General features: G+C 60.5%; 17 protein-coding genes, 1 tRNA gene and 1 pseudogene. 8 read left to right on the forward strand and 11 right to left on the reverse strand.

Annotated features, from left to right (window positions below):
• Position 1: 1 nt before the first annotated feature.
• Together DMZ65_RS16100 and DMZ65_RS16105 are read right to left on the reverse strand one after the other, a co-directional pair.
• On the reverse strand, positions 2-1,816 hold the full coding sequence (locus DMZ65_RS16100; protein WP_116599889.1) for a feruloyl-CoA synthase: 1,815 nt from the start codon (positions 1,814-1,816) through the stop codon (positions 2-4).
• Positions 1,813-2,307: a MarR family winged helix-turn-helix transcriptional regulator gene (locus DMZ65_RS16105; protein WP_116599890.1), complete on the reverse strand. Its 495-nt coding sequence runs from the start codon at positions 2,305-2,307 to the stop codon at positions 1,813-1,815. Before DMZ65_RS16105 ends, DMZ65_RS16100 begins: the two co-directional genes overlap by 4 nt.
• Before the next feature lie 589 nt (positions 2,308-2,896).
• Between DMZ65_RS16105 and DMZ65_RS16110 the strand changes: the two genes are divergently transcribed.
• Entirely contained in the window at positions 2,897-4,981 is a 2,085-nt protein-coding gene (locus DMZ65_RS16110) for an ExeA family protein (RefSeq protein WP_157960658.1), read from the forward strand.
• 46 nt (positions 4,982-5,027) lie between these two features.
• Here DMZ65_RS16110 and DMZ65_RS16115 read toward each other — a convergent pair whose 3' ends face one another.
• The 3 genes from DMZ65_RS16115 to DMZ65_RS16125 form a co-directional block, all read right to left on the reverse strand.
• Positions 5,028-6,056: a TAXI family TRAP transporter solute-binding subunit gene (locus DMZ65_RS16115; RefSeq protein WP_232825038.1), complete on the reverse strand. Its 1,029-nt coding sequence runs from the start codon at positions 6,054-6,056 to the stop codon at positions 5,028-5,030.
• Positions 6,057-6,109: 53 nt separating this feature from the next.
• Positions 6,110-7,885: a coiled-coil domain-containing protein gene (locus DMZ65_RS16120; RefSeq protein WP_157960659.1), complete on the reverse strand. Its 1,776-nt coding sequence runs from the start codon at positions 7,883-7,885 to the stop codon at positions 6,110-6,112.
• 322 nt (positions 7,886-8,207) lie between these two features.
• The gene (locus DMZ65_RS16125) at positions 8,208-9,251 is read right to left on the reverse strand and encodes a Gfo/Idh/MocA family protein (protein WP_116599893.1); all 1,044 of its coding nucleotides are present in this window, start codon (positions 9,249-9,251) and stop codon (positions 8,208-8,210) included.
• 275 nt (positions 9,252-9,526) lie between these two features.
• On the opposite strand from DMZ65_RS16125, the gene DMZ65_RS16130 reads away from it, so the two are divergent.
• The 5 genes from DMZ65_RS16130 (at position 9,527) to cydX (ending at position 15,947) form a co-directional block, all read left to right on the forward strand.
• The gene (locus DMZ65_RS16130; protein ID WP_116599894.1) at positions 9,527-11,152 is read left to right on the forward strand and encodes an ABC transporter ATP-binding protein/permease; all 1,626 of its coding nucleotides are present in this window, start codon (positions 9,527-9,529) and stop codon (positions 11,150-11,152) included.
• Positions 11,149-12,816 (forward strand): amino acid ABC transporter ATP-binding/permease protein, encoded by a 1,668-nt coding sequence (locus tag DMZ65_RS16135; RefSeq protein ID WP_116599895.1) that lies wholly within the window; start codon positions 11,149-11,151, stop codon positions 12,814-12,816. Before DMZ65_RS16130 ends, DMZ65_RS16135 begins: the two co-directional genes overlap by 4 nt.
• Before the next feature lie 147 nt (positions 12,817-12,963).
• A complete protein-coding gene (locus tag DMZ65_RS16140) occupies positions 12,964-14,631 on the forward strand; it encodes a cytochrome ubiquinol oxidase subunit I (protein ID WP_116599896.1) in 1,668 nt (555 codons plus the stop codon).
• A 5-nt stretch (positions 14,632-14,636) separates the two neighbouring features.
• Entirely contained in the window at positions 14,637-15,791 is a 1,155-nt protein-coding gene (cydB, locus tag DMZ65_RS16145; RefSeq protein ID WP_116599897.1) for a cytochrome d ubiquinol oxidase subunit II, read from the forward strand.
• Between the two features lie 15 nt (positions 15,792-15,806).
• Positions 15,807-15,947 (forward strand): cytochrome bd-I oxidase subunit CydX, encoded by a 141-nt coding sequence (cydX, locus tag DMZ65_RS16150; protein WP_116599898.1) that lies wholly within the window; start codon positions 15,807-15,809, stop codon positions 15,945-15,947.
• Positions 15,948-16,076: 129 nt separating this feature from the next.
• Here the strand turns inward: cydX and nusB are convergent, their stop codons facing one another.
• The 5 genes from nusB to rlmB form a co-directional block, all read right to left on the reverse strand.
• Entirely contained in the window at positions 16,077-16,559 is a 483-nt protein-coding gene (nusB, locus tag DMZ65_RS16155; RefSeq protein WP_116599899.1) for a transcription antitermination factor NusB, read from the reverse strand.
• Positions 16,556-17,104: a 6,7-dimethyl-8-ribityllumazine synthase gene (locus DMZ65_RS16160; protein WP_116599900.1), complete on the reverse strand. Its 549-nt coding sequence runs from the start codon at positions 17,102-17,104 to the stop codon at positions 16,556-16,558. The genes nusB and DMZ65_RS16160 overlap by 4 nt, the downstream gene beginning before the upstream one ends.
• Entirely contained in the window at positions 17,104-18,228 is a 1,125-nt protein-coding gene (gene ribB, locus DMZ65_RS16165; protein ID WP_116599901.1) for a 3,4-dihydroxy-2-butanone-4-phosphate synthase, read from the reverse strand. The genes DMZ65_RS16160 and ribB overlap by 1 nt, the downstream gene beginning before the upstream one ends.
• Positions 18,229-18,405: 177 nt before the next feature.
• The gene (locus tag DMZ65_RS16170) at positions 18,406-18,723 is read right to left on the reverse strand and encodes a hypothetical protein (RefSeq protein WP_116599902.1); all 318 of its coding nucleotides are present in this window, start codon (positions 18,721-18,723) and stop codon (positions 18,406-18,408) included.
• A gap of 76 nt (positions 18,724-18,799) precedes the next feature.
• Positions 18,800-19,576: a 23S rRNA (guanosine(2251)-2'-O)-methyltransferase RlmB gene (rlmB, locus tag DMZ65_RS16175; protein WP_116599908.1), complete on the reverse strand. Its 777-nt coding sequence runs from the start codon at positions 19,574-19,576 to the stop codon at positions 18,800-18,802.
• Between the two features lie 129 nt (positions 19,577-19,705).
• Here rlmB and DMZ65_RS19520 point away from each other — a divergent pair.
• Positions 19,706-19,789, forward strand: a tRNA-Tyr gene (locus DMZ65_RS19520).
• Positions 19,790-20,135: 346 nt separating this feature from the next.
• Here the strand turns inward: DMZ65_RS19520 and DMZ65_RS16180 are convergent.
• The gene (locus DMZ65_RS16180; protein WP_116599903.1) at positions 20,136-20,720 is read right to left on the reverse strand and encodes an HNH endonuclease; all 585 of its coding nucleotides are present in this window, start codon (positions 20,718-20,720) and stop codon (positions 20,136-20,138) included.
• A 333-nt stretch (positions 20,721-21,053) separates the two neighbouring features.
• On the opposite strand from DMZ65_RS16180, the pseudogene DMZ65_RS16185 reads away from it, so the two are divergent.
• Positions 21,054-21,445 (forward strand): annotated as a pseudogene (locus DMZ65_RS16185) (IS5 family transposase); the annotation flags it as partial.

A 21,445-nucleotide genomic window follows, 5' to 3' on the forward strand; every position in this document is an offset into this window, starting at 1 on the left:
TTCAGACGCGGATCAGCGCCGGGTCTTCGTTGTCATAAAGCCGCTCAAGCAAATTGGCACGGCGCGTGATGATCTTGCGCACGTTGAGCGAGCCTTTGTCGGTAATCTCGCCATCTTTGAGCGAGGGCGGTTCGGCCAGAATGATCGCGCGGCTGATGCGCCTGGCCGATCCGGTGGCGGCGCGGGCCATCTCGCGCAGACGCTCTTCGATCCGGGCCTGAAGCGCAGCATCGATCACCGCCCCTTCAGAAATGTTGCCGCCGCGCGGTTGATCGGGTTGCGGGATGATGAACAGACCAATTGCGCCGCGGTCATGGCCGCAGATCACCACATCCTGCGCCAGCCCGCGCAGCCCTTCCAGCGCGTCAATCCGCAGCTTGCCCGCCTGAACCCATGTCCCGGTCAGCAGTTTGAAATCTTCGGACACGCGCCCGTCAAAACTCAGCCCGCGATCCGGGTCGCCGGGATCGACAAAGCGGACAGCATCGCCGGTGATCAGGAATCCCTCGTCGTCAAAAGCCTGCGTCGTCTTGTCAGGATCGCCGTAATATCCCGGCATGATGTTGGGGCCTTTCACGCGCAGCTCGCAGCGCATTTCAGCGTCGGGAGTCAGCTTGATCTCGGTCCCCGGAAGCGGCACGCCGATCACGCCCGACCGTCCGATAGGTTCGTGCAACATCACCGTTGCGGGCGCGGTTTCGGTCATGCCCCAGCTGGAAATCATCAGGGGCAGCTTGCCGCGCACCTCGCGCGCCATGTCCTCTAGCCCGGTCCAGACTTCTTGCGGAAGCGAGGCACCGGCATAGAAGATCAGATCGAGATCGCGGAAATATGCCTCGCGCAGCGCGGCGTTGGTTTTCATTTCCTGCACCAGCAAGGAAAATCCCACGGGCACGTTGAAAGACAAAGTTCCGGGTTTTTCGATGATGTTGCGCACGGTATCGGCAAAAAGGTCTTTGGTCGGCTTGCCGCTGTCGATCACCAATGTGCCGCCATGGGCGAGCATCATGTTGACGTTATGCGACCCGCCAAAGACGTGGTTCCACGGCAGCCAGTCGCAAATCCGCGGTGGACGATCCTTGAGGAACGGCAGAACAGACGCCATCTGCGCCTGATTGGTGCACATCATCGCTTGCGTGGTCAGCACGCCTTTGGGATCGGAGGTCGACCCAGAGGTGAAAAGGATCTTGGCGACGGTATCAGCCCCTACCGTGGCATGGCGGGTGCCCAGATCGACGGTCGCATCGCCATCCAGCAAATCGGCAAAGGCTGTCACGTCGCGCGGCGCGCCGGTGGGGTTCGAGGCCACAACTTCTACCCCGTCGAACTGCGGCAGCATCAGGGCAGTGGCATAGCGCCCGACATCGTCTGTAAAGGCCATCGCCGGATTGACCTTGTCCAGAACATAAGTCAGCCGTCCATGTGCCTCGGGGATCAGCGAATATTGCTCGGCCAGTGGCACGGTCGGAACGCCGACATATTGCGCCCCGAAAGACAGCAGCGCGTGATCGATGGAATTGCCTGACAGGATGACGATGGGCGTATCCTGCGTCAGCCCGCGCGCCACCAGTGACGCCGCGACGGCGCGCACCTGCCGCAGTGCCTGCGCATAGGTAACCTCGCGCCAGCTATCGCCTGCCCGCTCGGACAGAAACACACGGTCGGGTGCCGCACGCGCCCAGTGATGCAGCCAATCAGATGTACGGTCCACGACGGCGTCCAGAGGCACCTTCGACGTCAGAAAGATATGGGGCCCTTCGTGCTGCGTTTCGACGGAATGGGGCACCAGCCTCAGACCTGTGACCGGGTCTTTCATTCGCCCGCTTCCTGTCGTTTCCGTGTCGCGCTGCGCGTCGCACGCACAAGCAATTCCCGAAGCGTGCGGATGTCCTCGACCGCAAGCTTGTCAAACAGCGCATCCTCATGCAATTGCACGGCACGCTCCGCATTTTGCCAAAGATGCCAACCCTTTGCTGTCACCCGCAACGCGTAGGCGCGGCGATCGGTTTCGACGGGCTTGCGGTCAATTGCGCCCAGATTCTCCAGTTCGTCGACCAACACCACGACACCTGACCGCTTGATATTCAGCACCTCCGAAAGCTGTGTCTGAGAAATGCCTTCGCTGCCCACCACAACTGCAAGCGCCGAAAATGTGCCGATCCGCAGGCCAAAAGGTGCCAGCGTTTGGGTCAAATCGCCCTGTAATTGTATATAGGCCCGTTTTATGTTGTAGCCGACGAACTGACGCAACAACCTGTCAGACGGCTGGGCCGAGTTGTCTTCGTCAGTGTCATTCGCTAAAGTCATACGGTCCCTCGCCGGATTTTCAGATGTCACCGGCAGAATGCCGGACGCAGACAGGGCGCGCGGTCTGGATCGGTGCCTGCACCTGTGGCCGTCGTTTCATCGGTCGCCACGAAATCCCACCGGAACTCAATTAGTATTCAACTATATTGTTATGTCAGTGAACATATTTAATCAATCTTCCAAGTAGTATCGGGCAACTCTGCGGGTGACCCGCCAAGCGTCGGCAGGTCCGCTGGCAACTTGTTGCGAGCTACGCCAACAGACCGAAACCTGCTGATCATGCGTTGCAACTGACGAAAGGTTTTTCTTCGCGACATTGGGAGCGACGGTCACATATTCGGGCGGCCCAACGACCACACAGTATGACCATCCAGCCCCCTCACAACCCCAAGTGTTATGAGACTCGCAATATTCGCCGCGATAGTTCATAATTTATGGGGGATTAACATAAACCGCTATGTATATAGATTCTTTCAATCTTCAGAGTCGCCCATTCGCGATTGTGCCGGATCCAGATTTTCTGGTTTGGACAACGCAGCATAAAACTGTCTACCAAAAACTAGTGCGAAACGTCCTGACCGGAGCGAACATGACCTTGTTCACCGGTGAGGTCGGCTGTGGAAAAAGCACCATCCTTCAGGCACTTATGAAGGCGAGAGAGATTGAGCAAGGGCGTCGCGTCATCCTGATTTCAAGCCGCCTGAATTCAGCCAGAGAGGTCCCTCAACAAATCCTGTTGAGCCTGGGAAGGCCATTCGCGAACCGCCCGACCGAAGAACTGGCGGCATTTGCGATAGCCGAGATGGCCAGAACGGCTGCGGAACAAATGCCGCCGCTGCTGATTATCGACGAAGCCCAAACCCTGGCTGACGATGCGGCACTCTTGTTGGCTCATATTGCATGGGACGAGCCACAAGCAGACTTGCGCTGCTCGATCATTCTTGCCGGACAACCCGAACTTCGGAAGCTTGTCGCACGGGCGTCGATGAAACCCCTTGCCGACATGATCGACGATCGGATTCAGGTGCAACAACTGCCTGGGGACGAAATTGCGGCCTATGTCGAGGGGCGGCTTGCATTGGCTGGCTATGCAGGCAATCGTCTGTTCGAAGGCGATGCGCTCGACGAGATATATGCATATTCGCGAGGCACGCCACGCTTGATAAACAAGCTGTGTGATCTGGCGCTTTTCTGTGCGGCGAAGCAGGGCCGCAAAACAATTGACGCGGCCTTTATCCGTGAAGTGCAGGAGGAGTGGAACCCACCCGGCGGTGCCCCGATCACCTTGGATCATTCGCCCCCTTCACCGGATTTCAAACCGCTGTCGTCACCGCCCTCGTCAATTGCGCGGGAGGGTTCGACAGCTGCACCTCGTCAGCCAGACGCACCACCAACGCTGCCGAAAAAGATTGCGGCAGCCGCACCGAGTACAAACGAACGGCCGTCCGAAAACACTTTGCCCTCTGACCCCAAGACGCCGCGAGGTTGGGTGGTAGAAAGATCGCCCGCCCCTGAAGCCCAAACGCCGTCTGAAAACTCCGATCCGCCGCCCCTGCCCCGTCGTCGCAGGACACGGCTGGTTCTGGGTGGATTGGCTGCGGCGGCCTGCGCCGTTCCCGCCCTTCTTGTTCTGAACCTGATAAATGAGCCGGTACAAGAGCCACCGACCGGATCGATCCAGCAGGCCGGCGATGCGTCGCGGTCACCGACCACCACCAAAGAGTCCGTTTCGGTGCCCGCTCAAACAGCTATTGCGCCTGCACCCGACACGGGCGCTCAGCCGACGGCGCAGGAGTTGAACATCCTGAAACAAGCCATCGCTGCGGCCAAGGCAGAACAGCAGGCGTTAGAGGCTGAACTTGCGCGGCAATTACAAAATCTTCAGGCAACACCTTCGGCAGCCGGCAGCGACAGCGAGGAGGTCACAAACCGCATAGCACAGACCCCGGACAAGGGTCGCGAGACGGACACGCAGCAAGACAGACCCGACGCCGGAGGCGCAGAGACACCCGATCCGGCATCCGATCTGGCCGCCGTGTTCGAACAAAAAAGACCACCAGTTGGCAGGATCGATGTCACGCAAGCAGTGTCCAGATCCGCGATCCAGCCGCTCGGGCCGCATGGCCTGTCAAAGACCGAGCCACCGAAACCCGCGCGGCTTGAACCTGTGCGCCTGACCACGAATGACGAAGAGCGGCTGGGTTATTTCCACGCCGGGCTGGACAGCGCCACCCCCAGGGACAGCGCGATCAACTATACGCGTGCGGCGTTGCGGGGACATCCGCGCGCCGCCGAATATCTCGGTCAGTTGTTCGATACCGGCGATGGTGTGGCGCTTGCCTCGGGGATTGCGCAACGCTGGTACGCGGTTGCCGATGACGCCGACATGGTGTTTCAGACAGAGATCGCGCCGGGCAGCGTCGCCGCCGGGCAGCAAAGCGTTCGGCCGCTGACAGTTTTCGTGACGGACGGGACCGCCGAATTTATCTGGGATGGCAATGCCGACGTGTTTTCAGTCGAATTGGCCAATCAGGATAAAACACCCATCGGTGTTGCAGCCTCGTCATTGACTGCTCTTAGCGTGAAGCTGCCGGAACAGGCTGCGTTCTGGCGTGTAACAACAGGATCCGGAGCGTCCTTCGACTGGCAAGCCATCCCATTCCGGAACGACTAAGCCCCCCGTGAAAGGGGGCTGAACATGGGGTGCGGAAAGTGTCTGACTAGCAGCCGATGACAGAACAGATGCGCTGACGGTAGGCGCTATTCGCTTCGCTATCCGGAACCGCCTCCATCCCACCAGAGGAGCAGCTTAGCGGATAGTTTGCCGCGAGGCCCGCATTCGCGCATTCGGCGACATCCCATCCCGGAGGAATGTCCGTCAGGTCGACTTGTTTCCATTTGGGATGCCCGTTTTTCTGCAAATCGCCAAATCTGGTGAAAATCAGATGCGAGACATCGGACACGGCCTTGCAGCTTGCAGCATGATAGGAATTTCGGCGCGGCGCGTACTCATAGGTCATCAGAACGGCCTTTACCGCCACGACCGGAACAACATCGGCCTGAAACGGATAGGTCGATGCCGGGATCTGTGTCGGGACGTAAACCGCTTGCAGAAGCGGGTCTTCGAACGGCACGAGATGAAAACGCTCCGCGTCGATCCTTGTATCCTGAAACAGTTTGGTCGGCGCGCCCGCGACATAGAAAAAGCCGTCAAGCTCGCCCGCCAGCAGTTGATCCATCGATTCTTGCGGGCCGATAGTATGCACCTCTGCGGGCGTGATGCCCAGAAGGTCCAGTATCAACGAAGCGGTCAGGAAGGTGCCGCTGTCCTCGACGCCGATGGCCACGCGCTTGCCGTTCAGATCCGCCGGGTTTGCGATACCCTTGGACGCCAGCAAATGCACTTCTTCATTGTAGAGCGGAAAGGAAATCCGCACCCCTGCAATCGCGCGGGCAATTGCCGGATCATTCGCCGAATAGGTCTTGAGATATTCGAGCACATCGCTTTGCACGATCCCGAATTGCGTCGCCCGCCGTTTGCGCACCCCAAGGAAATTTTCAAGCGAGCCGGCGCTTTCCACGACATTCAGCGTCTGGTCACATTCGGCCATCAGATTGGCAATATCGTTTCCGAACTGAATATATGTCCCCGTTGGCGATCCGGTCAGAATATTCTTCTCGAATTCCTGAGCCTGCGCAGAGGAGACCCCCAATAACAGAACAAGGCCCGTCGCAAAAACATGCAGCATGCATCTGTGCAAGACGTCCATTGCCATCCCCTTTTCTCGTTTCATGCTAATCATCAACAACGTCCCAGATCCTGAAGCAGGAACAGCAGCGTCTGACGGTTCACGGTTCCAAAGACACTGGCAAGTGCTTCATGGGTACATGCGCCCTCGCTCAACAAGGTGGACAATTGCTGGGTTTGTTCTTGTGTTGCGGTTGCCAGACCGGGGGCGTTCGACACAGTGCTTGCCACCAGTCCGAAAGGCCGAGGATTGCCGCGAGGTGCTGCCATGGGTTGCGCCGCAGCGGGCGTGCTTGTGGGCGCTTCTTCTGTGCTTTCAAGTGCCGCACGCTGAGTGGCAAGCATGTCGCGCGCTTCGATCAACTCCGATTGCAACGCGGCCAGACGTTCCTCGCCCGACGCAACCTGAGCATTCAAGGAAGACAGGGCAGCTTCAGCTTGCCGCGCTTGTGCATCCAGTTCCGCTTGCCGTGTCGAAACGGTCTGCTCAATCTCGGCCAGACGGGTCTGCGCTTCCGCGTCCAACTGTGCCGCACGCTCCTGCGCATCGGCTTCCATCTGGGCAATCCGTTCCTGTGCAGCGGCTTCCATCTGCGCGACCCGCGCCCGCGTTTCTTCCTGAACCTGTGCCAAACGCTGATTGGCGGTATCCACCTGAGCCGCCAGATCCTGTGCTTCCGCCTCTAGCCGCGCCCTGTTCGCTTGCGCTTCTTCCTCAAGCCCTGCGATTCTGGCCGCCACTTCAGCTTCCAATTCTGCTTCGCGGGCCTGCGCGTCGGCTTCGACCTGCGCCATCCGCTCTTGCGCGGAAGCCTCAATCCGGGCCGCGCGGTCTTCAGCCTCTGCCTCCAACCGGGCGTTGCGCTCTTGCGCGGCGGCATCCAGTTGGTCCTTGCTCTGCTGACTGGCGGCTTCGGCGGTCTTGATTTCCTGCGCCAACTCACCCGCGCGCTCTTCGGCCTTGGCAACGTCGGTTTGTACCGTTTCAAGCTGCGCGGTGACCGCCTCCAGCTCTTTTCTGCGCGCGTCTCTTTCGGCAATCGCCGTTGCTGTCTCTGTCCGCGCTGTTTCAGCATCTGCCTGGGCGGTTTCGACCGCGACAAGGGCACCCTCACGCGCTGTCTGCGCCTCTTGCAGTGCGGTCGTCTTGGTGCTTTCCGCGGCATCAATTTCGGCCTGAAGATCGCTCAGCTGTGCTTCGGCCGCCTGAATGTTGTCTGCCAGTTTGTCAGCCTGCGCGCGCGCCTTGGCGCGTTCGGCTTCGGCGGTTTTCTGTTGCTCTTGCAGCGCCGCAGCGCGCTCTTGTGCCGCCAAAGCATCGGCTTTTTGCGCCTCCAGCGTGGATGTTGCGGTCGCAATCTCGCCATCAAGCGCGTCCGCCTGCGCGGTCAGTTCAGCGTTCCTGGCTTCAAGCGCGGCTTTGGTCTCTTCAGCCTTGGCGATGTCGGCCTGCACCGCTTGAAGCCGCTCGGCGACAGCACCTGCACGAGCTTGCGCGTCGGACTCAAGCTCCGCCAATTCCGACTGCTTTTCGGCAAGGCTGGTCGTGAGGGCATCCACCTCTGATCGCGCGGCGACGAGGGTTTCCTGAACCTCACCGACTTGCGCCCGCGATGTTTCGATCTGGCTTTCCAGATCGCTGAGCACGGCCTTTTTCTCTTCCAGTGCGGCCTCGATCCCGGCGGACTCGCTTTCAAGAGTCGCGATGATCTTTCTGAACGCTGACGCTTTCTGAGAAAGCTGGTTTACATTCTCCGTCGCGGCCGGTTCCGTTCCCTGACCGACAGCCGGCAGGGCGACGTTCAGCAGGACGATGATTTGAGACGCCAAGACAATCGAACGAAACAACTTCCCCACCCCAGATAAAAATAAAAGATTGATAGAAGATTGTTGGCGCAGTCTCGTTAAAAAATCAAGAACTGCGTCGATTCGACGGATTTTTCTTAAAGTTGAGCCATCACTCTCTCGCGCGATGATGGGCTGAATTCTCCGGCTCCCGCCGGTGCGCAATATACCGGTTGGCAACCGTATTGGCCGCAACAATTTGCCGGCCAAAGAGCCGCCCCCACCGACCCTGCGGCCTGGCTTTGATGCTATCGTCGGGATCCGCGCCGCGTTGCCCGGATTTGTCGCGGCCTATCGCCGGAGGCCATTACTGCCGAATGTCGACCGGACACCCGTCACGCGACGACCTTTCGATGGCGTCGATCAGCCGGTGACACGCCAGCGCCGCGCGCCCGGTGACCACGGGCGGCCGGTTTTCCTGGATCGCGTCGACAAAATCCTCGATCATGCCCTGATGCCATTCGTGGTTGTTCACAATCGGACCAGTGTCGCCCGCGCTGCCGGTTGCAAGGGGTTCGTCGTCAATGCGACCATCACGCCAGAGAACCTCCAGCATATCCGTGCCAAGACGCAGAGACGCATGTTCGAAATGAAGTGTAATCCTCTCTTTTCGCTGTGGAAAACTGGCGGTGCTGGCAACAAGCGAGCCGATTGCCCCCGACGCAAAGCGCAAGCCCGCCACGGCGAAATCCTCGGCTTCCATCCGGTGCAGAGGCGTCGTTGCGGTCATCGCCTGCACTGACGCGACAGGTCCGGTCAGACTAAGCGCAAGGTCGATCGTGTGGATCGCCTGTGTCAACAATACCCCGCCGCCGTCGCGCGCGTAGGTGCCGCGCCCAAGCTCTTCGTAATAGGACTGATCCCGCCACAGCGGTGCGGCGATCTCGACATGTCCAAGCTTGCCGAACGCACCGCTTGCAATGCGCTGTGCTGCCGCCTTGGACGGCGAGCGCACGCGATGCTGGAACAGAACGCCCAGCGTGACACCCGCGCTTTCGCAAATCTCGACAACCTGCACAGCCTCGTCCAGCGTCCGCGCGACCGGCTTTTCCAACAGAATATGCTTGCCTGCCTTGGCGAGCGTTTCAATCAACGGGATCCGCACACTGGGCGGCGTCGCGACGATAACCATCCGGATCGACGGATCATCCGTCACTTTCGACAGGTCCGAGGTGAACAGTGGTGCCGCACCGTCGTATTGCGCAGCCAAGTGCTCGGCCCGTTCCGGTCGGGTAGAGACAACGGCCACCAACCGAACCCGGTCGCCCGCTGCGGAAAGCGCGGCAACATGGGTCTTGGCGATCATGCCCGCGCCGATCAACGCAACCCCAATCCGTTGTTCATCATCCATTGCTGCACTCCTTTGTTTCCACGTCCCAGAAAGCAGACACTGTCACCGCCGTCTACACCGCTTGTCGGACATTGTACCGTGCGGAGTTTCTTCGGACGACAAGCGTTTGCCGGTTGTCGTGCGCGTCGCTGTCTGGTTCCGATGCCTTCCTTCGGCAAAGTGGTCATCGTAGCGATGACGTTTTGACCATCCGCTTTCGGTCAATATGACACAACAAATCTGCCTCTGGCTTGGGCTATATGCTTGCAAGATAGATACGGTGGCAAGGCAAGCCGATGCGAGATGTGCTGACCCTGACAAGACCTCAAGCCGACAGATTGCGGATCTGCGCGATCCTGCGCATCTGTGCCGATTTGCTGTGGGTGGTTCAGGCTTATGCAGTTGCCGAAGTGATCGCCGGCTGGCTAAGGGATGGTGACCATGGGGTCGCCCTTGTCATCCTCTTTGCCGCAACCGGTGTTCTGCGCGCCCTGCTGTCATATGGCGCAGGACGACTTGTCTTCGATCTTGGACAGCGGGTGGTGCAAGACACGCGGCGCAGGTTGCTTGATGCGCAGACGGTACGGATTGACGCAGCCCTGTCTTCGGCAGAAATCGCCGCGCTTGTCTGTGACAAAATCCCGCTTCTGGCCCCCTATTTCACACGATTTCGGTTGGCGATGATCCGAGTGCGGGTGGTGCCTGTGGCGTTTGTGCTGATTGCGCTGACCCAATCCTGGGCGGTCGCGATTGTGCTTTTGGTAACAGGTCCACTTATCCCCGTTTTCATGGCGTTGATAGGCTTGGCCGCCCGCGATGCCAGCGCCCGCCAGATGGTCGAGATTGGGACCGTGAACCGCCTTCTCGTGGACCGGATCGCCGCCTTGCCGGACATCCTGTTGCTTGGGGGTTTCGACAGATCGCGCGCCCTGTTTGTCACCCGCGTGGACGCATTGCGTGAAAAGACCATGGCGGTTCTGCGCATCGCCTTTCTGTCTTCGACGGTGCTGGAGCTGTTTTCGGCCATCGGCGTGGCGATGGTTGCGCTTTATGTCGGGTTCTCGCTTCTGGGCGAAATCACATTTGGCACATGGGGGGCACCGTTGAGCATTTCTCAGGGTGTGTTTCTGCTGCTTCTTGCGCCCGATTTCTTCCAGCCCCTTCGTGATCTGGCAGCCGCCTGGCATGACAAGGCCGCGGCAGAGGCCGTCGCGGACGAGCTTGCGGGACTGAACACCGCCCCGGCCCTGCCGATCCTTGGGCTGGGTGCAAAAGCAACCCCGCTGCCCGGCCCGGTGTCGATTTGCGTTGAGCAGGCCGACACCGTCACCCGTGTCCGCATGCCCGATTTCGCCATTGGACCCGGCGAAAGCGTGGCCCTGACAGGTGCCAGCGGATCGGGGAAATCGACTTGTTTGATTGCTTTGGCCGGACTGCTGCCCCTGTCTTGCGGACGCATCACCGTGATGGATCAGACCCTGGATGCCCAAAACGCCGACGCGTGGCGCGCGCGCCTGACCCTGATGCCGCAGCACATCCATATTCCCGACACCACCCTGAGCGACTTTCTTGACCCGCACGGCACCAAAGGCGATCCCGGCCCCGCGTTGAGGATCGCCCATGCAAGCGACATCGTCGCCGCCCTGCCGCACGGGCTTGATACCCGATTGGGAGAACTTGGCGCAGGCGTTTCAGGTGGCGAGGCGCGGCGGTTGCTTCTGGCGCGCGCTTTCTTCAGCGGGGCGGACGTTATCCTTGCCGATGAACCTACAGCGGATCTTGACGCGGTCACGGCTGGTCTGATCATCGATGCGCTGCGCCGCGCGCAGGACAGCGGCAAGACCGTCATCGTCGCATCGCATGACCCGCTTTTGATAGATGCGATGGACCGCGCCGTGGCATTGCCGGAGGTACAGGCATGAGGCGGCTCTGGCGTGTCGCAGGCTTGCTTTGGCAGGCGTCCCCTTGGGCGATGTGGCGCGGCGCTGCGGCGGCGCTGACGGTGCTGGTCATGGGGGCCGCTTTGCTGGGCCTGTCGGGCTGGTTCATCACGGCGACGGGGGCTGCCGGGCTGGCCGGGATCGGCATTGCCTTCGACGTCTTCCGCCCCAGTGCCGGGGTCCGGTTTCTGGCATTGGGACGCGCCGGCGCGCGCTATGCCGAGAGGTTGCTGACGCATGACACCACGCTGCGTGCGCTGGCGAAGCTGCGTCTGGCACTGCTCGACCGGTTGCGGCACTGGCCGATTGACCAACTGCGACGTCTGCGCAGCGCTGCCGAACTGACCCGGATCACGGCAGATGTCGATGCGCTTGACGGGCTGGTGCTGCGCCTGATCCTGCCGCTTCTTGCCGGGCTGCTGACCCATATCGCGGCCTTTGCGATGCTCTGGTGGCTGACCGTGCCAAGCGTGGCGCTGTCGATTGCGGGCGGCTACATCTTCGGTGGCGGGCTTGTCCTGTGGCTGACGGCGCGCGCCGCGCTTGTGCCCTCCAAAACCGCCGAACGCAGCCGCCAGACCCTGCGCCGTCAAGTGATCGGCCTGTTTCGAGGCCAGCGCGAGACGATCCAGCAAGGCTTGCTACCGCGGCGACGGGATGAACTGACCCGAAGCGAGCGCACGGAACAAAATGCCGAGAGCCGCCTCAATGTGATCGACGAACGCGCCGGGTTGGCGCTGAACCTTATTGTCACCCTGACCGCCGCCGCCGCCCTTCTCGCCGGTGATATTGCTGTCGGGCTGAGCACGCTAAGCCCCGCCGCAGCGGCCATCGGATTTTTCGCGGCACTTGGCCTTGCCGAAACCCTGCTGCCCTTGCGGCGCGGTTTGGCAGAACTGGGGCGGATGCACGATGCCGCCGGTCGCATATTGCCATCTGAAACGCCAAAGCCCGCAGCCCTGCCCCTGCCCGAGGTGTCGCCAGACCATCAGACGGCCCTTGTTCTTGATGGTGTCACGGTTGCGGCACCCGGTCGCCAAACTCCGCTTATGACGGCGCTGTCGCTGACCCTGCGCCCCGGCGAAACGGCGGCGCTGACGGGGCACAGCGGACTGGGCAAAAGCACGCTACTGGATGCCATCGCCGCTGTGAGTGCGCCGCTATCGGGTACGGTCACGCTGCTCGGCACCTCCATTTCGGATTGGCCAGATGAGCAATTGCGCAGGCATCTGACGCTGGTGCCGCAACGCGCGCGGCCCGTCGGCGGCTCGATCCGCGAAAACCTTGCCATCGCCAGCGACGACCTGAACGACAGCGCCGCGTGGGAGGCGTTAACCACAGTCGAATTGCACAGCGTGGTCCAACGCATTGGCGGGCTGGACGCCACGCTTGGCGAAAGCGGAACTGGTCTTTCGGGTGGCGAGGCGCGGCGGCTGGCCCTTGCCCGCGCGGTGTTGCGCCGCCCCTCCGTCTTGCTGCTGGACGAGCCGACCGAAGGGCTTGAAGGTCCGCTTGCACGACGGGTTCTGGCGAACCTGAAACACGCCCTGCCTGCTACCGCCATCCTGATCGCCTCGCATCGGCGGGCAGAACAGGAAATGGCCGATTATCTGATCACTTTGCAGTCAACACATGCCAGAAAATGAATGCTTTTGATCCACATCAATTTGCCTCTTGGCGCGCGGGTGTTAGGTTTCGTGCTAAAGCTGACTCTGCGGCGCAGGTTTTTCTGTACCCCGGCGACGTTCCGCCCATAATGATTTTCGTTGCGGCTAAGAAAGGAAGACAGAACCATGGAACTTGATGTCGTCGAGCTGTCACGCCTGCAATTCGCGCTGACGGCGATGTATCACTTCCTCTTTGTGCCACTGACGCTGGGATTGTCGATCCTCGTCGCGATCATGGAAACCGTCTATGTGATGACGAACCGGCCAATCTGGCGACAGATGACCAAATTCTGGGGCCTACTTTTCGGCATCAACTTTGCGCTTGGCGTGGCCACGGGCATCACGATGGAATTCCAGTTCGGCATGAACTGGGCCTATTACAGCCATTATGTCGGCGACATTTTCGGCGCGCCGCTCGCGCTGGAAGGCATGATGGCCTTCTTTCTGGAAGCAACCTTTGTCGGGCTGTTCTTCTTTGGCTGGGACAAGCTGAGCAAACTTGCGCATCTCGCCGTGGCCTGGCTGGTCGCCATCGGGTCCAACTTCTCGGCCCTGTGGATCCTGATTGCAAATGGCTGGATGCAAAACCCGGTGGGCGCAGAGTTCAACCCCGAGACGATGCGCATGGAGATGACCAACTTTTTCGATGTGATCTTCAACATCGTCGGGCAGGCCAAGTTCGTCCACACCGTATCCGCAGGCTATGTCACGGCCTCGGTCTTCGTGCTGGGCGTGTCGGCATGGTATCTGCTGAAGGGCCGCCATATAGAGCTTGCCCGGCGCTCCATCGCCGTGGCCTCTGCCTTCGGGCTGGCCTCTGCGCTGTCGGTGGTCGTGCTGGGCGACGAATCCGGTTATTCCGCCAGCCACACCCAAAAGATGAAGCTGGCCGCGATCGAGGCAATGTGGGACACCCATTCTGCCCCCGCCCCTTTCACCGCCATCGGCTTTCCGAACCGCGAAGCACGCGAGACGCATTACGCGGTCGAAATCCCGTGGGTCATGGGCCTTATCGGCACACGGTCGTTGACCGAAGAAATCCCCGGCATCAACGAGTTGGTCGAAGAGGCAGAGGTCAAAATCCGGTCCGGTCTGATCGCCTATGACGCCCTGATGACGATCCGGACAGAGCGTGATGAGACGCCCGCCGATATTCGCGCCAAATTCGAAGAGCATTCCGACAATCTTGGTTTCGCGCTCTTGCTGAAACGCTATGTGGACGACCCACGAGACGCCACCGAGCAGCAGATCGCACAAGCTTCCGACGATACTGTGCCGGGGGTCGCACCGGTCTTCTGGGCGTTCCGCATCATGGTGGGGCTGGGTTTCACCTTCATCGCGGTGATGCTGTATTTCTTTTATCGCGCCAGTTTCCGCGGCATGCAGTTTCCCCGATGGGCGCTTTATGGCGCGGTGGCCATTATCCCTGCCCCCTGGATCGCGGCAGAGCTGGGCTGGTTCGTGTCCGAATACGGGCGGCAACCGTGGACAGTGGACGGCGTGCTGCCAACGGCGCTGTCGGCCTCGCATCTCAGCGTGATGGATCTGCTGATCACGCTGGCCGGGTTTGCCGCTTTCTACTCCGTCCTTTTCATCATCGAGATGGCGCTGATGCTGAAATACATCCGCAAGGGTCCATTCGAGGATGTCGAGGAAACCGACGCCTGGACCATCCGTCACGAACACCGGCTGCGCACCCATGACGGCAAAGACCCGTTCGCCTCGGATACCGCTGAACCGGGATCCGCCCCCTCAAGCAACACGCGCCACCCCGGCGCAACACCTGCGGAGTAACGGATATGATCCTTTCCGACCTGATGGAATTTGAGACGTTGCGCGTGATCTGGTGGGCGCTGATGGGTGTGTTGCTGATCGCCTTCGCCCTGACCGACGGTTTCGATATGGGCGTGGGTACGTTGCTGCCCTTCGTTGCCAAAACCGATGTTGAGCGCCGCATCGTGATCAATACGGTCGGCCCGGTCTGGGAGGGCAACCAAGTTTGGTTCATCCTGGGCGGCGGCGCGATCTTCGCGGCCTGGCCACCGCTTTACGCGGCCAGTTTCTCGGGCTTCTATCTGGCCATGTTCGCGCTGTTGGCCGCCCTGATCCTGCGGCCCGTGGCATTCAAATACCGGTCCAAACGCGAAAGCGCGGCATGGCGGGCCGGTTGGGACAGGGCATTGTTCGTCGGCAGCTCCGTGCCCGCACTGCTGTTCGGCGTGGCGGTGGGCAATGTGCTTCTGGGCATCCCCTTCTACCTGACCGATGACCTGATGCCGATGTATGACGGCAATTTCGCAATGAAGTTTCTGGGGCTGCTGCGCCCCTTCGCGCTGCTGGCCGGCGTGGTGTCGCTGTCCATGCTGGTGATGCATGGTGCCGCCTGGCTGTCTTTGAAGGCCGAAGGTCCGCTGGCTGCGCGCGCGCGCAGCATCGGCACCTATGCGGGCATGATCGCCGCTGGGAGCTATGCGCTGGCGGGTCTGTGGCTGGCCATCGGCATTGACGGTTTCGCCATTCAAGGAGAGGTCGTGCGCGACGGTCCGTCCAACCCGCTATACAGCACTGTCATTCATGGCGGCAGTTGGCTGTCGGCTTATGCCGCGCGGCCCTGGATCGCCGTCGCGCCGCTGATGGGCTTTGTCGGGATCGCACTGGCAGTGCTCGGCCTGCGGGCGGGGCGCGAGGTCTCGACCCTGCTGTGGTCAAAGCTGGCGATTATCGGCATCATCTCTTCGGTGGGTCTGACGATGTTTCCATTCATCCTGCCCTCGACCGTCCGGCCCGACAGTTCGTTGACGGTCTGGGACGCGTCCTCATCCCACCTGACGCTTTTCGTGATGCTGGTGGCGGGCGCGATCTTCTTGCCGATCATCATGGCCTACACGGCCTGGGTATACAAAGTTCTGTGGGGCAAGGTCACCGAGGACGACGTTACCGAGCACAGTTACTGAAGAAAGGACAGAGTAATGTGGTATTTCGCCTGGCTTTTGGGCCTTCCGCTGGCGGCGATGTTCGCGGTTCTGAACGCGATCTGGCTGGAAATGCGCGAAGACGCGCGCCTGATCAGAGAAGCCGACGAGAAGGATCCGACCATCAAATCCAAATGACGTGCCACCCTTGCCTGAGCGGTAATTGGCAGGGTCGGCGTGCCGGAGTTTGGCGTTGCGACCGCCAGACTAATTGGAGAACGGGCTAAACACGAAGCTGTGCTGACGCGCATAGACCCCGAAGCTTTCTCAGAATGCTTCCGGGCGCGCCTCACGTGCCATGTGGTCCAGCACGGCATTGACGAAACTGGCCTCTTTGCCTTCGGGAAAGAAGGCCCGCGCCACATCGACAAATTCCACGATCACCACCTTGGGCGGGGTATCGGCCAACACCAGTTCCGCACCGGCCGCACGGAACAGCGCCCGCAACGTCGGATCAATGCGCGCAATCGGCCATTTTGCCACCAGCGCCCGGTCGGTCATCTGGTCGATCCGCGCCTGATTGTTCACCGCCTCGTCCAGCAGCGCCCGGAAAAGGTCCGGATCACCTTCGGCCATTTCGTCGCCGTCATAGACCGCACCAAACCGGTGGTCGAGGAATTCAACGCGCACCTGATTCGTCGTCTGGCCGGAATGTTCCATCTGGAACAGCGCCTGCACCGCATAAAGGCGGCTGGCGGATTTCATCTTGCGGCGCTGGTTGCCCGAAAGGGGCGCGGTTTCAGAGGTCATGCGGTCGACGGGCCCTTGGTTTGACCAGCGATCTGATATTCGTCAGAGGCCGGACGAAACCCGACCCCCTTGCGCTGGCCGCCCCACTTACGAGCGAGCGCGATCAGATGCAAGGCCGCAGCAGCGGCACCCCCGCCCTTGTTCTGGTCTGCCGGGTCCGCGCGCACAGCGGCCTGTTGGTGATTTTCGACCGTCAGGATGCCGTTGCCGATGCAAAGCCCTTGCAGACCAAGCAGTTGCAGCGCACGGCTGCTATCGTTGCAGACCGTATCGTAATGCGTCGTCTCGCCGCGGATCACGCAACCGAGTGCGACATAGCCGTCAAAGTTGCTTTGACGGTCGGCGATGCCGATGGCTGTTGGAATTTCCAGCGCGCCGGGAACCTCAACCGTCTCATGCGTGCCGCCGCAGGCCTCGATCTCGGCCCGTGCGCCTGTCAGCATGCCGTCAGCGATGTCGCGATAATACGGCGCGACCACGATCAGCAGCTTCACCGGGCGGTCAAATTTGGGCCGTGGCAGCGTGTAATGCGATTGCCCGGCCATCAGCCCAACTCCGATATCTTGCGCGTGCCTGCGATCTCCAGCCCGTAGCTTTCCAGACCGACGACCTTGGGCTGCGGTGAGTTCGTCAGCAGCGTAAGACGCGACAGACCCAACGAGGACAGGATCTGCGCGCCCAGCCCGTATTGGCGCAGTGTCTTTGGCGACACCTCGTCATGGACGTCCAGCTTCATCGAGGTGTCGCGCAGCAGTACGACAACGCCGCGGCCTTCATCGGACACGGCCTGCATGGCTGCGCGGAACTCATCTGACCGCCCACGCGGACCGGTGCCGATCACATCCAGCATCGGGTCCATCGCATGCATCCGGACCAGAACAGGATCGTCTCCGGTGATGTCGCCCTTGATCAGCACGATATGTTCGTCGCCATGGGTGCTGTCTGAATAGATCTTCATCGTCCATTCGCCACCGAATTCGCTGGTGATGACCTCTTCCTTCTGCACGCGCACAAGGTTGTCGTGGCGGCGACGATAGGCAATCAGATCGCTGATCGTGCCGATCTTCAGCCCGTGACGCTGCGCGAATGCCACCAGTTCCGGCAGCCGCGACATGGAGCCATCTTCGCTCATGATCTCGCAGATCACGCCCGAAGGATTCAGGCCGGCAAGGCGGCTGACATCCACCGCGGCCTCTGTATGGCCTGCACGCACCAGCACGCCGCCCTCGCGGGCACGCAACGGGAACACATGCCCCGGCGTCGCAATGTCCTGCGCGCCCTTGGAGCCGTCAATCGCCACGGAAATCGTCCGCGCGCGGTCGGCGGCGGAAATGCCGGTTGTCACGCCTTCGCGGGCCTCGATCGAGATGGTGAACGCCGTCTCGTGGCGCGAGGAATTGTTGGTGCTCATCAATTGCAGACCAAGCTCTTCGATCCGGTGCGATGACAGCGACAGGCAGATCAGCCCGCGCCCATGCGTCGCCATGAAGTTGATCGCATCCGGGGTGGCCATCTGCGCGGGGATAACCAGGTCGCCCTCGTTCTCACGGTCCTCATGGTCGACCAGAATGAACATACGGCCATTGCGGGCGTCCTCGACAATCTCTTCGATCGACGAAATCGCATCGCTCCAGTTTTCTTCGACGGGTCCGGGTTCGTTATAACTCATGGGCAATCCCTTTGCGTGTTACCCCGCAGATAATTGACCGCGACGGTTTTGACCAGAGCCTGCCTGTGCAAACCTCAAGACACGACATCAACCCGCTCTGCCGCCCCACGACCCCAATGATGTGCAAAATCGCCGTCAGCATTTACCTTCCGGGGGCTGTCCGTCCGCGAGACGCGGTCAATCAAACAGATCCTCGATGACGTCAAATGCCTCTTCGACGAAACGCTGCGCCAAGCCTTTCCGCTTTTTATAGCGCGCTTTTTTGGGTTTGCGGGACGGCCTGTCCGTCTTCGCCATGACCGGTTTGCCCCGCCGCATGGTCTTGCCCTGTGCCCCCTTGACTGCCGCCGTAGCATCCGTGCGCAACATTTTCAGATTGTGCAGGGGTGCACCGCAAGAGGTGCAGGCCAATTCGTGCCGAACGTCCCCTCTCAGTTCAAGCGCCGCGCGGGTTCCGCAGTAACAGCAGGTGGCAATCTTGGTATTGGCGGTCATTCGCAATCTCCGGTCACGTCTCCGGTCGTCCGCCTGAAATATTGAGGGCCGCCCCTCGCGTTACAAGCCCCCGCGCTCACGGACGCGCTGCATAAAGCGACACCGCGGCGGCATTGGAGACGTTCAGCGACCCGAAATCCCGCGCGAAGGGGATCTTGACCAGTTGATCGCAGGTATCCTTGGTCTTGGGCCGCAGCCCCGGCCCTTCGGCCCCCAGAACCAAGGCCACCGGACGATCGCGACGACCATCCAAAGCGGTCTCCAGTTCGACCTCGGCCTCGCCATCAAGACCCAGAAGCACATAGCCCATGTCGCGCAGCTTGTTCATCCCCTCGGCAAGGTTGCGGATGCGCAGATAGGGCTGACGCTCCAGTGCGCCCGATGCGGTCTTGGCAAGCGCGCCGGTTTCGGGGGCCGAGTGGTGGATTGTCCCGATCACTGCCGCCGCGCCAAATACCTCGGCAGAGCGCAGGATGGCCCCTACATTGTGCGGATCGGTCACACGATCAAGCAGAACAAGGCGCGGCGGCGCGGTGCCGTCCCCCAGGCACACATCCTCCAGCCGCCCCCAGTTCAGCGGCTTGACCTCCATCGCCGCCCCCTGATGCACGGATTGCGGGTCAAGCGGTGCCGAAAACCTGCGCGGATCGCTCATCTCGGGGTCGATCCCGGCAGCGGTAATGGCCGGTGCCAGCTTATCGGCTGCGTTCCGAGTCACGATCAGGCGCAATTTTTCGCGTGCGGGATTTTCCAGCGCATCGCGCACGGCATGCAGTCCGAACAGCCACACGGTCTCTGACCCGGCAGCCTTTTTCGCCTGTTCCTTCTCGACCACCCATTTTGGTTTTTTCATCTGCCCGTTTCCCCATTCGCCGCGGCCCGCGACAATGCGACGACGCTTTGCCCGGCGCAAGGGATTTTCCTGTTGACGCCAGTTTGGGGCAAATGTAATCACCCCCTCACACCGGGCATGCCCGGTCGTGGGCGACAGGCCGCAAGGTGTGGCAGGGGACTGTAACTCCCTCGCGGAGACGCACGCCTGGTTCGATTCCAGGGTCGCCCACCAAATTTAGCAAAAATTTTGCCTTTCACTGACGGTGCGTTTCGCGCAAGCTAAGGCAATGATTTTTTTCAACAACTTACAAGGCAAGTTTGCCAAGGTCGCAGTTGTCTTTTGGCTTAGACAGGCACGCCGGACCAGATTTGACCTTTATAAATGACGTGGCAAAGAAGCCCGTTTTCGGATCGACCAGAGAGGCCACATGTGGTCACGCATGGACGAGTCAGCACATTGCGGCGATTTTATACCCCAACACCCCAACGCCTTGTGAATCCGATGCATCACTTTTGACCTCAAAAACCAGTTTTAGTGATTTTTGTGGCCATTTTTACATTGGCCATGATCTCTCAGCCTAGGCTTCCAGTTCTGCATCCCAGTAAAGGAAATCCAGCCAGCTTTTGTGCAGGTGGTTGGGCGGAAAGCGGCGGCCCATGTTGCGCAATTCTTCCGCGCCCGGCTGGCGTGGTGGTTTGCGCAGCGACAGTCCGGCGTTGCGCAGGGATTTCGATCCTTTGCGAAGGTTGCAAGGCGCGCAGGCAGCGACCACGTTTTCCCAACTGGTGATTCCACCCGCAGCGCGGGGCACCACATGATCGAACGTCAGATCGCCCTTCGATCCGCAATACTGACAGAGAAATTCATCCCTCAAGAAAAGATTAAAGCGCGTGAAGGCCACGCGCTTTCTGGGTTTCACATAATCTTTCAGGACGACGACGCTGGGAATTTTCAGGGACATCGACGGGCTTCGGACAACCTCGTCATATTCGGCGATAATATCGACCCTGTCCAGAAACGCCGCCTTGATCGCGTCCTGCCAAGGCCACAGCGACAGGGGGTAATAAGACAGCGGCCGATAATCCGCGTTCAGGACCAAGGCTGGATGTTGTCGTAAGGCACCGGATTCCCGGACAAAATTCGTTCTGAAATCGGCTTGCATCTGCGACACGTCCCCTGCCCTGCCTGACGTTTTCCAAGCACCGGAGCAGGCCATCCCGCTCTAGCCTGCGGCCACTATATATCGTGGATGGCTTGGCGCAAGCCCCCGCTAGTTGAGGTGCTTGACGTCAGCATATCGACTGGATTTGACAGAGTTGTGACAATGGCGAGATCAGCCGCCGCCAGTGACGGCGTTCAGCGGGTTTAATACCTGCTGAAAAATAGCGCGTATTTTCGTAAGCGGTGTTCCGGTCACACGGTTTTGGCCTAGGGTCAGGACCCATTGATTTCCGCCGTGCCGGATGCATCATCTTGCTGAAAACCAGCGGTGAACATGTCTGATCTTCTCTGGCTGACGGATGCGCAGATGGCGCGTCTTGAGCGCTTTCTCCCCAAGTCTCATGGCAAGCCACGCGTGGTCGACAGGCGCGTGTTGAGTGGGATTATCTTCATCAACCGCAATGGCTTGCGGTGGTGCGCCGCGCCCGCCGCGTACGGGCCGCACAAGACGCTCTACAACCCTTGGAAGCGGTGGAGCGATAAGGGGATCTTTGCTCGGATGATGGCCGGTCTGGCTGCCGAACACGGCGAAAAGAGGACTGTGATGATCGACGCCACGTACCTGAAGGCACACCGTACAGCGAGCAGCATGACTGCGAAAAAGGGGGCGTGGACGCCTGATTGGCCGGACCAAGGGCGGCATGAACACGAAACTGCACGCCATCT

Source organism: Primorskyibacter marinus (assembly GCF_003313245.1).
Taxonomy (GTDB): Bacteria; Pseudomonadota; Alphaproteobacteria; order Rhodobacterales; family Rhodobacteraceae; genus Primorskyibacter; species Primorskyibacter marinus.